General features: G+C 70.4%; 12 protein-coding genes. 2 read left to right on the top strand and 10 right to left on the bottom strand.

All coding sequences use genetic code 11. The annotated features are described in order from the left end of the window. Nucleotides 1–617: 617 nt before the first annotated feature. The 10 genes from tyrS to argC all read right to left on the bottom strand — a co-directional run bounded on the left by tyrS (nt 618) and on the right by argC (nt 11,328). The gene (gene tyrS, locus ABZ194_RS27060; protein ID WP_355599829.1) at nt 618–1,886 is read right to left on the bottom strand and encodes a tyrosine--tRNA ligase; all 1,269 of its coding nucleotides are present in this window, start codon (nt 1,884–1,886) and stop codon (nt 618–620) included. Between the two features lie 174 nt (nt 1,887–2,060). Beyond that, complete coding sequence (locus tag ABZ194_RS27055; protein ID WP_355599828.1) at nt 2,061–2,669, bottom strand: DNA-3-methyladenine glycosylase; 609 nt, start codon at nt 2,667–2,669, stop codon at nt 2,061–2,063. Between the two features lie 41 nt (nt 2,670–2,710). Beyond that, nucleotides 2,711–4,129, bottom strand: a complete 1,419-nt coding sequence (argH, locus tag ABZ194_RS27050; RefSeq protein ID WP_355599827.1) for an argininosuccinate lyase — start codon at nt 4,127–4,129, stop codon at nt 2,711–2,713. 40 nt (nt 4,130–4,169) lie between these two features. After that, a complete protein-coding gene (locus ABZ194_RS27045) occupies nt 4,170–5,369 on the bottom strand; it encodes an argininosuccinate synthase (RefSeq protein WP_355599826.1) in 1,200 nt (399 codons plus the stop codon). Nucleotides 5,370–5,436: 67 nt separating this feature from the next. Then, on the bottom strand, nt 5,437–5,943 hold the full coding sequence (locus ABZ194_RS27040) for an arginine repressor (RefSeq protein ID WP_355599825.1): 507 nt from the start codon (nt 5,941–5,943) through the stop codon (nt 5,437–5,439). Beyond that, on the bottom strand, nt 5,940–6,998 hold the full coding sequence (gene argF / locus ABZ194_RS27035) for an ornithine carbamoyltransferase (RefSeq protein ID WP_355599824.1): 1,059 nt from the start codon (nt 6,996–6,998) through the stop codon (nt 5,940–5,942). The genes ABZ194_RS27040 and argF overlap by 4 nt, the downstream gene beginning before the upstream one ends. Then, the gene (locus ABZ194_RS27030; protein WP_355599832.1) at nt 6,991–8,139 is read right to left on the bottom strand and encodes an acetylornithine transaminase; all 1,149 of its coding nucleotides are present in this window, start codon (nt 8,137–8,139) and stop codon (nt 6,991–6,993) included. The genes argF and ABZ194_RS27030 overlap by 8 nt, the downstream gene beginning before the upstream one ends. 56 nt (nt 8,140–8,195) lie before the next feature. Then, nucleotides 8,196–9,158, bottom strand: a complete 963-nt coding sequence (gene argB, locus ABZ194_RS27025) for an acetylglutamate kinase (RefSeq protein ID WP_355599823.1) — start codon at nt 9,156–9,158, stop codon at nt 8,196–8,198. Further along, nucleotides 9,155–10,309 carry a bifunctional glutamate N-acetyltransferase/amino-acid acetyltransferase ArgJ gene (gene argJ / locus ABZ194_RS27020; RefSeq protein ID WP_355599822.1) on the bottom strand — a complete coding sequence of 385 codons (1,155 nt, stop codon included), beginning with the start codon at nt 10,307–10,309 and terminating at the stop codon, nt 9,155–9,157. The genes argB and argJ overlap by 4 nt, the downstream gene beginning before the upstream one ends. After that, nucleotides 10,306–11,328, bottom strand: coding sequence for an N-acetyl-gamma-glutamyl-phosphate reductase (argC, locus tag ABZ194_RS27015; protein WP_355599821.1), 1,023 nt, complete (start codon nt 11,326–11,328; stop codon nt 10,306–10,308). The genes argJ and argC overlap by 4 nt, the downstream gene beginning before the upstream one ends. A gap of 305 nt (nt 11,329–11,633) precedes the next feature. On the opposite strand from argC, the gene ABZ194_RS27010 reads away from it, so the two are divergent. Both ABZ194_RS27010 and ABZ194_RS27005 read left to right on the top strand, forming a co-directional pair. Next, nucleotides 11,634–12,938: an MFS transporter gene (locus ABZ194_RS27010; protein ID WP_355599820.1), complete on the top strand. Its 1,305-nt coding sequence runs from the start codon at nt 11,634–11,636 to the stop codon at nt 12,936–12,938. 70 nt (nt 12,939–13,008) lie between these two features. Beyond that, the gene (locus tag ABZ194_RS27005; protein WP_355599819.1) at nt 13,009–13,614 is read left to right on the top strand and encodes a Uma2 family endonuclease; all 606 of its coding nucleotides are present in this window, start codon (nt 13,009–13,011) and stop codon (nt 13,612–13,614) included. Nucleotides 13,615–13,676 lie beyond the last annotated feature (62 nt).

Genomic DNA, 13,676 nt, shown 5'->3' with positions numbered 1-13,676 from the left:
ACGCCCGCGAAGAGCGCGGACAGGGGCGGGGTTGTGCATCATGCACTGGCTTTTAACACACTGTTGAGTTCTCAAGAAACGGACGCGTTCACCGGACCCTCCGCCCCCACCCGCAAGAGTGGAACGGCGCCCGGGGCGCACACTTCCGTATCATCATCCTACCAGGAGCGCCAGATTCGTGTCAAACCGTCACATCCGCAACAGCACACCCAAACCCGGCAAACCCACTAGAATTCCCACCACCCCGTCTCCGGAGCAACCCTCCCAACTTACCTTGCCACTCAGGGCACGTCAAATCATCTGGTTTTTCGATGATCTGAACGCAACCCGAACGTGAGGCTCACTGAAGGGGGTCGCCCCCTGGGCCCGTCCACCATTCAGGTGTCCGGCTCACTCCCGGGGCATTGAGAACATTAGATGGCCCCCAGAACCCCGTCAAATCAGCAGAATCGGAAGAAATCGCAGGTCACCCCTACCTCAGCGGAAAACCGGCTTCCTTCGCTACCCAAACGTTACCGATCTAAACAGTGAACGCCCCGGCCAAAGCCGGGGCGTTCACCTCACGAATCACCAGAGCCGCACACGATCACACAGGTGACATGAGAGCGCACGGAGGCTCAAGCGGCGACGAGCTCGACCCCTCCAACGGAGCGCTTGCCCCGGCGGAGCACCAGGAAACGCCCGTGCAGCAGGTCCTCGGCCGACGGCACGTAGCCCTCATCGGTGATCTTCACATTGTTGAGGTAGGCGCCGCCCTCCTTGACCGCCCGGCGGGCTGCGGACTTCGACTCCACCAGCCCGCTCTGGGCGAGCAGGTCGACGAACGAGGCTCCCAGCACCGAGATCTCGGCGCGCGGCACCTCAGCGAGCGCCTCTCCCAGCGTCCGCGCGGGCAGGCCCTCCAGCGAGCCCTGACCGAACAGGGCCGCCGAGGCCGCGACCACCGCGGCGCACTCGTCGGCACCGTGCAGCAACGTGGTGAACTCCGTCGCGAGCGCGCGCTGGGCCTCGCGTGCGGCGGGCCGTTCGACCGCCGCCTTCTCCAGCCGCTCGATCTCCTCCCGGGACCTGAAGCTGTAGATCTTCAGGAACTTCACCACATCTCGGTCGTCGGCGTTCAGCCAGAACTGGTAGAACGCGTACGGCGAGGTCATCTCCGGGTTGAGCCACACCGCGCCGCCGGCGGTCTTTCCGAACTTGGTCCCGTCGGCCTTGGTGATCAGCGGTACGGTCAGCGCGTGCACGTGGCCGCCGGTAACCCTGCGGACCAGGTCGGTGCCCGCGGTGATGTTGCCCCACTGGTCGCTGCCGCCGATCTGCAGCGCGCACCCGTACCGCCTGTTCAGCTCCAGATAGTCGTTGGCCTGCAGGATCTGGTAGCTGAACTCGGTGTAGCTGAGCCCCTCGCCGCCGAGCCGGGCGGAGACCGACTCACGGGCGAGCATGCGGTTGACCGGGAAGTGCTTGCCGACATCACGCAGGAAGTCGATCGCGGACATGTTCTCGGTCCAGTCGAGGTTGCTGACCAGGATCCCCCCGCTCTCCTCGGAGAAGTCGAGGAACCTCTCCAGCTGGACGCGGATGCGCGCGACCCATTCGGCGACGGTGTCGGAGGAGTTGAGCGAGCGCTCGGTGCTCCGGCCGCTGGGGTCGCCGATCAGGCCCGTCGCACCACCGACCAGGCCGATGATCCGGTGACCCGCCCGCTGCATGCGGGTAAGGGTCAGCAGCGGGACCAGGTTGCCGACGTGCAGTGAGGGCGCGGTCGGGTCGAAGCCGCAATAGACCGTGATCGGACCCTCGGCCATCGCCGCGCGCAGGGCGTCGACGTCGGTGGACTGCGCGATCAAGCCGCGCCAGGCGAGGTCATCCAGAATGTCGGTCACGATCTTTGCTTTCCAATGCTCGAAGGATCACATACGGCTTCGTCTACAGCCTGCCCGATCACGACACCACTCCGCCACCCGGAAACCTCACCGCACCCAGACGACCAGCGTGAACTCCCCGGACGGCGCGTCCAGGCCGGAACCGGGCGCGTCCAGGCGAACGGGGTGAGAGACCTACCGGCGGCGCGGAACGTGAAGCCGGTAGGGGGAGACCGTGCGGTCTCCGTCTATCCAGAACCGCCAGGGCGTCTCCCGCGCCCTGGAGATCCCGACGCGCGGTCCCGACCTGATCGACACGGGCCCGGCGGGTTCGCCCTCCAGCACGGCGATCGGGCCGGGCGGGCAGGCGTCGAGACCGTTGTGCTCCCTCGCGAAGCCGAGCGCCACGGCCAGCCGGGCGGGACCGCGCGCGAGGTCGCGACCGGTGACGGTACGGCTCGCACCGGCCGTGCGGCGGGCCATGGCGACCTCGCGCCCGGAGATCACCTCACCGGCCCGCAGCAGCACCCCCGAGCCGACCCCCTCGGGCAGGCAGACGAGGTTGGCGCAGAAGTGCATGCCGTAGGTGAAGTAGACGTACAGGTGCCCCGGCGGCCCGAACATCACCGCGTTGCGCGGGGTCCGGCCTCGGAAGGTGTGGGACGCGGGATCCTGTCCGGGCACGCCGTACGCCTCGACCTCGGTGAGGCGGATCGAGACCGGCCCGTGGGTGATCACCCGTCCCAGCAGGTCGGGGGCGACCTCGTGCCCCGGCCGGTCGAAGAAGTCTCGGGTCAGTGGCATGGACCCGGCGGGCGGGTGCCCGCCGGGCCCGTCACCGGCTGTCAGCCCCCGTTCGCCCATCCGGCCTGACCGTCGACGGTCTCCCTCAGCTCGACGAGCTGGTCGCGGACCCGGTCCGGGGCCGTGCCGCCGTGTGCCTTGCGGGCCGCCAGAGCCCCCGGAACCGAGAGCACCTCACGGGAGTCGGGGGTGAAGTGCGGCGAGACCTTGGCCAGCTCGTCGTCGGTGAGCTGGTCGAAGTCCTTGTCGTTGACCTGGCACCAGACCACCAGGTGGCCGACCGCCTCGTGCGCCTCGCGGAACGGCACACCCTTGCGGACCAGCAGTTCGGCCAGATCGGTGGCGAGCGCGAACCCGTCGGGGGCCGAGGCCGCCAGCTTGGCGGTGTTGACGCGCATGGTGGCGACCAGGCCGGCCACGGCGGGCAGAACCAGCAGCAGGGTGTCGACGGAGTCGAACACCGGCTCCTTGTCCTCCTGGAGGTCGCGGTTGTAGGTCAGCGGCAGGCCCTTGAGGGTGGTCAGCAACGCCGTGAGGTTGCCGATGAGGCGGCCGCTCTTGCCCCGGGCGAGCTCGGCCACGTCCGGGTTCTTCTTCTGCGGCATGATCGATGAGCCGGTGGAGTAGGCGTCGTCCATCTCGATCCAGCGGAACTCCTGCGAGGCCCACAGGACGATCTCCTCGCCCAGCCGCGACAGGTGCATGCCGATCATCGCCGCGTCGAACAGGAACTCGGCGGCGAAATCACGGTCGGCGACCGCGTCCATCGAGTTGGGCGCGGCGGAGTCGAAGCCCAGTTCCCTGGCCACGGCCTGCGGATCCAGCGGCAGGGACGATCCGGCCAGCGCTCCGGAGCCGAGCGGGGAGACCGCCGCGCGCCGGTCCCAGTCGCGCAGCCGATCGATGTCGCGGGCGAAGGCGTGGACGTGGGCCAGGAGCTGGTGGCCGAAGGAGACCGGCTGGGCGTGCTGCAGGTGGGTCATGCCGGGGGCCGCCGTCTCGGCGTGCTGTTCGGCCTGGCTCATCAGCGCGGTCTCCAGCTCGACCAGCCGGGACACGATGTGCCTGACATGGTCGCGGAGGTAGAGCCGCAGATCGGTGGCGACCTGGTCGTTGCGGCTGCGCCCCGCGCGGAGCTTGCCGCCGAGCGTGCCGAGGCGTTCCAGCAGACCGCGCTCCAGCGCTGTGTGGACGTCCTCGTCGGCCACGGTCGGCCGGAACTCGCCCGCCTTGCAGGCCCGCTCAAGGTCGTCCAGGGCGCCGATCATACGTCCCAGCTCGTCCTCGGTGAGCAGGCCGGCGCGGCGCAGCACCCGGGCGTGCGCGCGCGACGCCAGCAGGTCGTACGGCACGAGCCTCCAGTCGAAGTGGACGCTCACCGAGAGCCTGGTCAGCGCGTCGGCCGGACCTCCTTCGAACCGGCCGCCCCACAGCCGCATCGGCTTACCACCATCAGTCACCGTTGTTCTCCTCCCCATTCAATCCGCGACCTTAGCCCAATCAGGCCGGACGGGCGTCCCGGGCCGCGGCGATCTTGGAGGGCAGGCTCCACAGCTCGACGAAGCCCTTGGCCAGAGACTGGTCGAAGGTGTCGCCGGTGTCGTAGGTGGCGAGGTTGAAGTCGTAGAGCGACGCCTCGGAGCGTCGGCCGGTGACCGTGGCCCGGCCCCCGTGCAGGGTCATCCGGATCTCGCCGGTGACGTGCTGCTGTGCCTCGGCGATGAAGACGTCCAGGGCCTTCTTGAGCGGGGAGAACCACAGGCCGTCGTAGACGAGCTCGCCCCAGCGCTGGTCCACCGACCGCTTGAACCGGGCGAGGTCCCGCTCCACGGTGACGTTCTCCAGCTCCATGTGCGCGGTGATCAGCGTGATGGCGCCCGGCGCCTCGTAGATCTCGCGGGACTTGATGCCGACGAGCCGGTCCTCGACCATGTCGAGTCTGCCGACGCCCTGGGCGCCGGCGCGGCGGTTGAGCTCGGAGACGATCTGGAACGGGGTGAGGTGCCGGCCGTCAAGCGCGACGGGGACGCCCTTGACGAAGCTGATGATGACCTCGTCGGCCTCGCGCGGCTCGGCCGGGTCGGCGGTGTAGGAGTAGACGTCCTCGACGGGACCGTTCCAGATGTCCTCTAGGAAGCCGGTCTCGACCGCCCTGCCCCAGATGTTCTGGTCGATGGAGTACGGGTTCTTCTTGCTGGTCTCGATGGGGAGGTTCTTCTCCTCGGCGTAGGCGATCGCCTTGTCCCGGGTCCAGGCGTAGTCCCGGGCCGGGGCGATGACCTTGAGCTCGGGGAAGAGCGCGGCCAGGCCGGCCTCGAACCGGACCTGGTCGTTGCCCTTGCCGGTGCAGCCGTGCGAGACGTGGGTACCGCCGAACTGCTTGGCCGCCGCGGCCAGGTGCTTGACGATCAGCGGGCGGGACAGCGCGGAGACCAGCGGGTAGCGGTCCATGTAGAGGGCGTTGGCCTGCAGGGCGGGCACGCAGAAGTCCGCGGCGAACTCCTCGCGGGCGTCCACGACGACGGACTCGACGGCGCCGCAGTCGATGGCCCGCTTGCGGATGACCTCCATGTCCTCGCCGCCCTGGCCGACGTCGACGGCCACGGCGACGACCTCGGCGCCGGTCTTCTCGGCGAGGAACGGGATGGCAACGGAGGTGTCGAGTCCGCCCGAGAAGGCGAGTACGACCCGGTCAGTCATGATCAATATCTCCAGAGTCTCTGTGTCACAGGTGTTCGGGTGGAGCTGAGCGGCCCGCGCGAGCGGGCTAGATACGTCGGTCGGCGTGCCGGAGCAGGGCCTTGGCGACCGCCTCCCCGCCCATCGGGTCACGGCTGATGACGAGGATCGTGTCGTCCCCGGCCACCGTGCCGAGAATGGACTTCCACTCGGCGTGGTCGATGGCGGAGGCGAGGAACTGCGCGGCGCCGGGTGGCGTGCGAACGATCACCAGGTTGGCGGACGCGTCGGCGGAGACGAGCAGTTCCTCGGCGATCCGGCTCAGCCGGGCGGCCGGTGACTCTCCGCCGCCGAGCCGGGCCAGCGGGATCCGGCTGCCTCCCTCACCCGGCAGGGCGTAGACCAGGGAGCCGTCCTCGGCGCGCAGTTTCAGCGCGCCGAGCTCGTCCAGGTCGCGGGAGAGGGTGGCCTGGGTGACCTCGACCCCGCTCTCCAGCAGGAGTTTGGCGAGATCGGGCTGGGAGCGGACCGGCTGCCGGGCGAGGAGCTCGGCGATCCGGGCCTGGCGGGCGACTTTGGTCATCGGGATCGTCATGGGGCCTCCTCCGCGGACTCTCCGTACTCCCCCGACTCTTCCATCTTCCCGGCTCCCCCGGACACCGTGACGGGCGATCCCCGTCGTCCCCCGGCGCCTTCGTCCGCCCCTGCCGCCGAGACCAGCCAGTACAGCAGTGCCTTCTGGGCGTGCAGCCGGTTCTCCGCCTGGTCCCACACCAGGCTCCGCGGACCGTCGAGGACGTCGGCGGAGATCTCCAGGTCCCGGTAGGCGGGCAGACAGTGCAGGACGATCGCCTCCGATGCCGCCCGGCTCATCACCTCGGCGTTGACCTGGAAGGGCGTCAGGTCGGCGATCCGCCGCTCCCTGCCGTCCTGGCCCATCGAGACCCAGGTGTCGGTGGCGATCACCTCGGCTCCGGTGGCCGCCACCTCGGCGTCGGGCAGCACGGCGACCGACCCGCCGGTTCTCGCGGTGATCTCACCGGCTCGGCGCAGGATCTCGGGGTCCGGCTGGTAGCCGGCCGGGGCGGCGATCCGCACGTGCATACCGGCGACGGCTCCGCCGAGCAGGTAGGAGTGCGCCATGTTGTTGGCGCCGTCCCCGAAGTAGGCCAGGGTGAGTCCGGCGGTGCGGCCGAAGCGCTCCCGCACGGTCTGCAGGTCGGCGAGGATCTGGCAGGGGTGGAAGTCGTCGGTGAGCGCGTTGACCACCGGTACCGACGACACCGAGGCCATGGCCTCGATCCTCTCCTGCCCCGCCGTCCGCCACACGATCGCGCCGACCTGGCGCTCCAGGACCCGGGTGGTGTCCTCGATGGACTCGCCCCGGCCCAGTTGCGAGGATCCGGCGTCGACGATCAGCGGCAGGCCGCCGAGTTCACCGATGCCCACCGCGAAGGAGACCCTGGTGCGGGTGGAGGGTTTGTCGAAGAGCACGGCGACGGTCCGCGGCCCCTCGAAGGAACGGTAGCCGTGCCGGTCCTTCTTCATGGCCTCGGCCAGGTCGAGCACCTCGGCCTGCTCCGCGGGCGACAGGTCGTCGTCCCGCAGGAAGTGCCTGATCCGCGGCGAGTCCGCGCGGCGCCTAGTCATGGGAGGCCGCCTCAAGGATGGAGGGGAGGGCTGCCACGAAGGCGTCGGCCTGCTCAGCGGTGATCACGAGCGGGGGCGCGAGCCGTACCGCGTCGGGCTGTACGGCGTTGACCAGGAAACCGGCCTGCCGCGCGGCGGTCTGGACCCGCTCGGAGCGGCCGGAGGTGAGGAGGACGGCCAGCCAGAGACCCCGGCCGCGGACGCCCGCGAGCAGGGGGTGGCCGATCGCGGCGATGCCGCCGGCCAGCCGGGCGCCAACCGTCCTGACGTGTTCCAGCAGGCCCTGGCGCTCGATCGTGTCGAGTACGGCGAGCGCGGCGGCGGCCGAGACGGGGTTGCCGCCGAAGGTGGAGCCGTGGTCGCCCTTGGCCAGGACCGTGCCCGCCGGGCCGAAGCCGACGCAGGCGCCGATCGGCATGCCGCCACCGAGGCCCTTGGCCAGGGTGAGCACGTCGGGCAGGACACCGTCGTGCCGATGGGCGAACCAGTGCCCGGTACGGCCGATCGCGGACTGGATCTCGTCGGCGACCAGCAGTGCGCCGGCCGCGTCACAGATCTCCCTGGCGGCCCTGAAGTGGCCGTCGGGCGGCGAGACGACCCCGGCCTCACCCTGGGTGGGTTCGAGGAAGACCGCGGCGCACTCCTGGGTGACGGCGTTCTTCAGCGCGTCGGCGTCGCCGTAGGGGACAAAGCGGACGTCCACCGGGAACGGGCCGAACTGATCGCGGATCGACGGCTTGCCGGTCAGCGAGAGCGCGCCCAGGGTCCGGCCGTGGAAGGCGTTCTCCGCGGCCACGAAGTAGGTGCGACCGTTCGTCCTGCCGTACTTGATGGCGAGTTTGAGCGCCGCCTCGTTGGCCTCGGTGCCGGAGTTGGTGAGGAACACCCTGGCCGGGGCGCCGAGCAGGCCGATCAGTCGTTCGGCGAGCAGCACCTCCGGCTCGTGCAGGAACAGGTTGCTGGTGTGCGCGAGCGTGGCGACCTGCCGGGAGACGGCCTCCACCAGCGCGGGGTGGGCGTGGCCGAGCGAGCTGACCGCGATGCCGCCGATCAGGTCGAGGTACTCGCCGCCGTCGGCGTCCCAGACCGTCGAGCCCTCACCGCGCACCAGCGCCACCGGGGGCAGGCCGTAGGTCGGCATGAAGACGGCCTCGAAGCGCTCGCCGAGCGCGGCGGAGACGCTGGACTCGTGCTTGGTCACTTGTCGCTCCCGTTCAGCTGGGCGGCGGCCGGCCGCCTTACCGGGGCCGGCCCGGCCGGTGTCCCGGTGGCGTCGGGCACCACCATGGTGCCGACGCCCTCGTCGGTAAAGATCTCCAGCAGTATCGAGTGGGGCACCCTGCCGTCCAGGACGTGCGCCTGGGGTACCCCTCCCCGCACCGCGGTCAGGCACGCCTCCATCTTGGGCACCATCCCGCTGGACAGGCCGGGCAGGAGGTCGTGGAGCTCGGTGGCCGACAGCTGCCCGATGACCTCGTCGCCCTCCTCCCCCGCGTCGGGGCGCCAGTCGCGGTAGAGGCCCTCGACGTCGGTGAGGACGATCAGCTTGGCCGCCTGGAGCGCCACGGCGAGCGCGGCGGCGGCGGTGTCGGCGTTGACGTTGTAGACGCCGCCGTCTTCGCCGCGCGCGATCGAGGAGACCACCGGGATGCGCCCGTCGTCCAGCAGGGCCCGCACGGCCCCGGCCTGGACGTCGACGATGTCGCCGACCTGGCCGATGTCCACGGTGACGCCGTCCACGACGGCGTGCTTGCGGACCGCGGTGAACAGGTGCGCGTCCTCGCCGGACATGCCGACGGCGAACGGCCCGTGCCGGTTGATCAGGCCGACCACGTCCCGGTTGACCTGGCCGACCAGCACCATCCTGACGACCTGCATGGTCTCGGGGGTGGTGACCCTGAGACCGGCGGTGAAGGTGGACTCGATGCCGAGCCTGCCGAGCTGGGCGTTGATCTGCGGGCCACCGCCGTGAACGATCACCGGTCTGAGCCCGGCGTACCGCAGGAAGACGACGTCCGCGGCGAACTTCTCCCGGAGGTGCTCCTCGGTCATCGCGTTGCCGCCGTATTTGACGACGACGGTCGCGCCGTGGAAGCGGGCGAGCCAGGGCAGCGCCTCGATCAGCGTGTGTGTCTTGGCCAGGGCCTCGTGGGTCCTCATGAGGAGTACGCCGAGTTCTCGTGAACGTAGGCCGCGGTGAGGTCGGTGGTGTGGATCGTGGCCGAGTGCGGGCCCGCGGACAGGTCAACGGTGATCGTCACGTCGCGGGGGCGCAGGTCCACCTTGGAGCGGTCGTCGCCGGCGGCTCCGCCCCGGCAGATCCAGACGCCGTTGATGGCCACGTTGAGCCGCTCGGCCTCGAAGACGGCGTCGGTGGTGCCGACCGCCGAAAGCACCCGGCCCCAGTTGGGATCCTCGCCGTGGATGGCGCACTTGAGCAGGTTCGAACGGGAGACCGCGCGGGCGACGGTCAGGGCGTCCGCCTCCGCGGCCGCGCCGACGACCTCGACCGCGATCGCCTTGGTGGCGCCCTCGGCGTCCACCAGCATCTGGCGGGCGAGGTCGGTGCAGACCGCGCGGATCACCTGCCCGAACTCTCCGAGGTCGGGGACGACCCCGGAGGCGCCGCCGGCCAGCAGCAGCACGGTGTCGTTGGTGGACATGCAGCCGTCGGCGTCGAGCCGATCGAAGGTCAGCCTGGTCGCCTCGCGGAGCACCGTGTCGAGTTGCCCGGCGGGCACGTCGGCGTCGGTGGTGATCACGCAGAGCATGGTGGCCAGGCCGGGGGCGAGCATGCCCGCGCCCTTGGCCATGCCGCCGACCATGTAGCCGCTCTCGCCCCGCCTGAAGGAGATCTTGGAGACGGTGTCGGTGGTACGGATGGCGTCCGCCGCCGCCAGGCCGCCGTCCCTGCTGAGCTGGGAGGCCGCGAGGTCCACCCCGCCGAGCAGGGCGTCCATCGGCAGCCGCTCGCCGATCAGGCCGGTGGAGCAGACCGCGATCTCGCCCGCCGACTCCTGGAGCGCGCCGGCGACCCTCTCCGCGGTGGCGTGGGTGTCCTGGAAGCCGAGCGGGCCGGTGCAGGCGTTGGCCCCGCCGGAGTTGAGCACGACGGCCCGGACCCGTCCGCCGGCCAGCACCTGCTGGGACCAGAGGACCGGCGCGGCCTTGACCCGGTTGCCCGTGAAGACACCTGCCGCGGCGCGTGACGGGCCGTCGTTGACGACCAGCGCCAGATCGCGGGCGTCACCGGACTTGATGCCGGCGGCGATGCCCGCTGCCCGGAAGCCGAGGGGGGCGGTCACACTCATGGGGCGACTCCGTTGAGAGGAAGGCCGAGCTCTTCTGGCAGGCCGAGGGCGAGGTTGGCGCTCTGGATCGCGCCTCCGGCGGTGCCCTTGGTGAGGTTGTCGACGGCGACGACGGCGACGACGCGACCGGCGCGCTCGTCCAGGGCGACCTGAAGGGCCGCGGTGTTGGCGCCGAGGGTCATCGAGGTGGCGGGCCACCGGCCCTCGGGCAGCAGCCGCAGGAACGGCTCGTCCTTGGTCGCGGCCTCGTACGCCTCACGCAGGGTCCGGGCGGTGACGCCGGGTCTGACCGGCGCGCTGCAGGTGGCGAGGATGCCGCGGCTCATCGGGGCCAGCATGGGGGTGAAGGAGACCTTCACCGGCCGGCCCGCCAGTGGGGAGAGGTTCTGTTCCATCTCGGGGATGTGCCGGTGGACGCCGCCGACGCCGTAGGCGCCGACCGAGCCCATCACCTCGCTGCCGAGCAGGTTCGGGCTGAGCGCCCTGCCCGCGCCGCTGGTGCCGCTGGCCGCCACCACGACCAGGTCGGGCTCGGCGAGATCGGCGGCGAAGGCCGGGAACATGGCCAGGGTGACGGCCGTCGGGTAGCAGCCGGGGACGGCGATTCTCCGGGTGGCGCGGAGCCGGTCGCGCTGGCCGGGCAGTTCGGGCAGGCCGTACGGCCACGCCCCCGCGTGGGCGCCGCCGTAGAAGTGGTCCCAGGCCGCGGGGTCGGTGAGCCGGAAGTCGGCGCCGCAGTCGACGACCAGCGTGCCCTCGCCGAGCCGCCCGGCCACGGCGGCGGACTGGCCGTGCGGGAGGGCGAGGAAGACGAGGTCGTGCCCGCCGAGGACGTCGGCGGTGGTGTCCAGCAGGATCCGGTCGGCGAGCGGGGCCAGGTGGGGCTGGTGGGCGCCGAGGCGGCTGCCGGCGTTCGACCCCGCGGTCAGCGCGCCGATCTCGATCCGGGGGTGGGACAGCAGCAGGCGCAGGAGCTCGCCTCCGGCGTAGCCGCTGGCACCGGCGATAGCCGCTCTCATCCATCCCCCCAAGGTTTGCATATTCATGCGTCTCTGCTCATGAACTTACTGTAGAGAGTATGCATCCTCAGGGATTGCCATGCAAGCGATCATCTCGGCGATTCCCGAGGTCCGCCACCACCAAATCGTATAAAACGGCATAAAACATGACATTCTTCCACGCATGGCCATGCGTCCGACATCTACGGCGATTCCCACCCAACGCATCCCCACCCGGAGATCCCGGACCGCCGGCACCCGACGTGCGGTGACCCGCTGGAAAAATCAGTTGATCAGCCCGGAGCCGCCGTCAAGACTGTCTGTCCGTGCCTGAAACCGCCGATCGATCACTCGGAGCGCTGTTCCTCCGGCTGAGAATGGACCTTGGCCCCCTCCGCGACTCCCGTGACTTCCGGCTGCTCTTCGGCTCCGGCGCGATCACGATGTTCGGCACCTTCCTCACGCTGGTCGCGCTCCCGCTGCAAATGAAGGGGCTCACCGGCTCCTATATGGCGGTCGGCCTGGTCAGCGTGGCCGAGTTCGTGCCGATGGTGGTGTGCGGGCTCTGGGGAGGGGCGATCGCGGACGCGCTGGACCGGCGCAGGATCATCCTCTACACCGAGGCCGGGCTCTGCGTCACGGTGCTGATCCTGATGGTCAACGCGATGCTGCCCAGCCCCCAGGTCTGGGTGCTGTACGTGGTGGGCGCGCTCAGCGCGGGGTTCGGCAGCCTGCAACGGCCCAGCCTGGAGTCGCTGATGCCCCGCGTGGTCAGGCACGACCAGCTCGGCGCGGTCGCGGCGCTGAACAGCTTCCGCTGGAACCTCGGCGCCATCGTCGCCCCCGGCCTCAGCGGCCTGATCGCCGTCGCGTTCGGCTTCGCCACCGCGTACGCGCTCAACGTGGCCACCTTCCTGATCTCCCTGGTCCTGCTCTGGCCGGTCAAGGCCCCGCGGCGTGCCGAGGACCCCTCCCCGGCCTCGATCGGCGCGCTGATCGAGGGCGTCCGCTACGCCGTGGGCCGCCCGGACCTGATGGGCACCTACCTGGTGGACATCGCCGCGATGGTGTTCGCCTTCTCCACCGCGCTCTATCCGTTCCTCGCCGGCGAGCTCGGCACCCCCCAGGCGGTCGGCCTGTTCTTCTCCGCCTCCGCCGTCGGCTCACTGATCGCCTCAGTCACCTCCGGCTGGACCGGCCACGTCCACCGGCAGGGCCTCGGCGTCATCGTCGCGGCGATCGTCTGGGGCGCCGCGGTGGCGGTGGCGGCCCTGATGCCGACCACCTGGGGCGTCTTCGCCTGCCTGGCGGTGGCCGGAGCGGCCGACATGGTCAGCGGGGTCTTCCGATCCACCATCTGGAACCAGACCATCCCCGACGAGCTGAGGGGGCGCCTGGCGGGAATCGAGCTGCTCTCCTACAGCAGCGGGCCGATGCTCGGCAACGCCAGGGCCGGTCTGATGGCCCAGTTCGGCGGGGCCCGCTTCTCCCTGGGCGTGGGCGGCCTCCTCTGCGTCGGCGCGGTCGCGGCGATGGCGGCGTCGCTGCCCACGTTCCGCGGTTACGACGCCCGCACCGACGAGCACGCGCTCAGGGAACGCGCCCGCCGCGCGAACGCCACCGAGGTCTGAAACCGGCCTGGCACGGAAGGGCTCGGGCAACTACGCTCACGGAACGGAACCTCGTTGCTACTGTGGGGGCATGACGGTCGATGTACGGAGCCCGGAGATGACGGAATCCTCGCTGCCCGCCTGGGCCTTCCCTCCGCCCGAGGGGTTCACCGCCGAAGACCTCGATCGCATTCCGCAGTTGCCCGCGCACACAGAGTTGATTGATGGAACCCTGGTCTTCGTGAGTCCTCAGGCTTCTTTTCACATGCGAGCGGTAGATCTTTTGGTGATCGCCCTGCGCCGCACCGTTCCGGCGGAGTTCCGGGTGCGCCGGGAGATGAGCGTCGTGCTGGGCAGGCGGCAGCGGCCCGAGCCGGACATCAGCGTCATCCGCGCCTCGGCCGAGCACAGCCCGGAGCAGACCTCCTACCGGGCCGAGGACGTCCTGCTCGCGGTGGAGGTCGTCTCCCCCGACTCCGAGGACCGCGACCGTAACCGCAAACCGGCGCTGTACGCCCAGGCGGGCATCCCCCACTTCTGGCTGGTCGAGAACCAGGCGGGCAGGCCCGCGATCTACGTCTACGAGCTCGACCCGGTCGCCCACGTCTACGTTCTCACCGGCATACACCACGACCTGATCAAGGTGCCGGCGCCGTTCGACATCGACATCGACCTGACGGAGATCGACAAGCTCTGAGCCGACCGGCTCCGGGCTCAGCCCGGCCCGTACCGGTCGTGGGCGAGGCCCCGGCGTCCCCA

The sequence above is a fragment of the Streptosporangium sp. NPDC006007 genome, assembly GCF_040614315.1.
Taxonomy (GTDB): Bacteria; Actinomycetota; Actinomycetes; order Streptosporangiales; family Streptosporangiaceae; genus Streptosporangium.
This window is presented reverse-complemented; position numbering and strand designations above follow the sequence as displayed.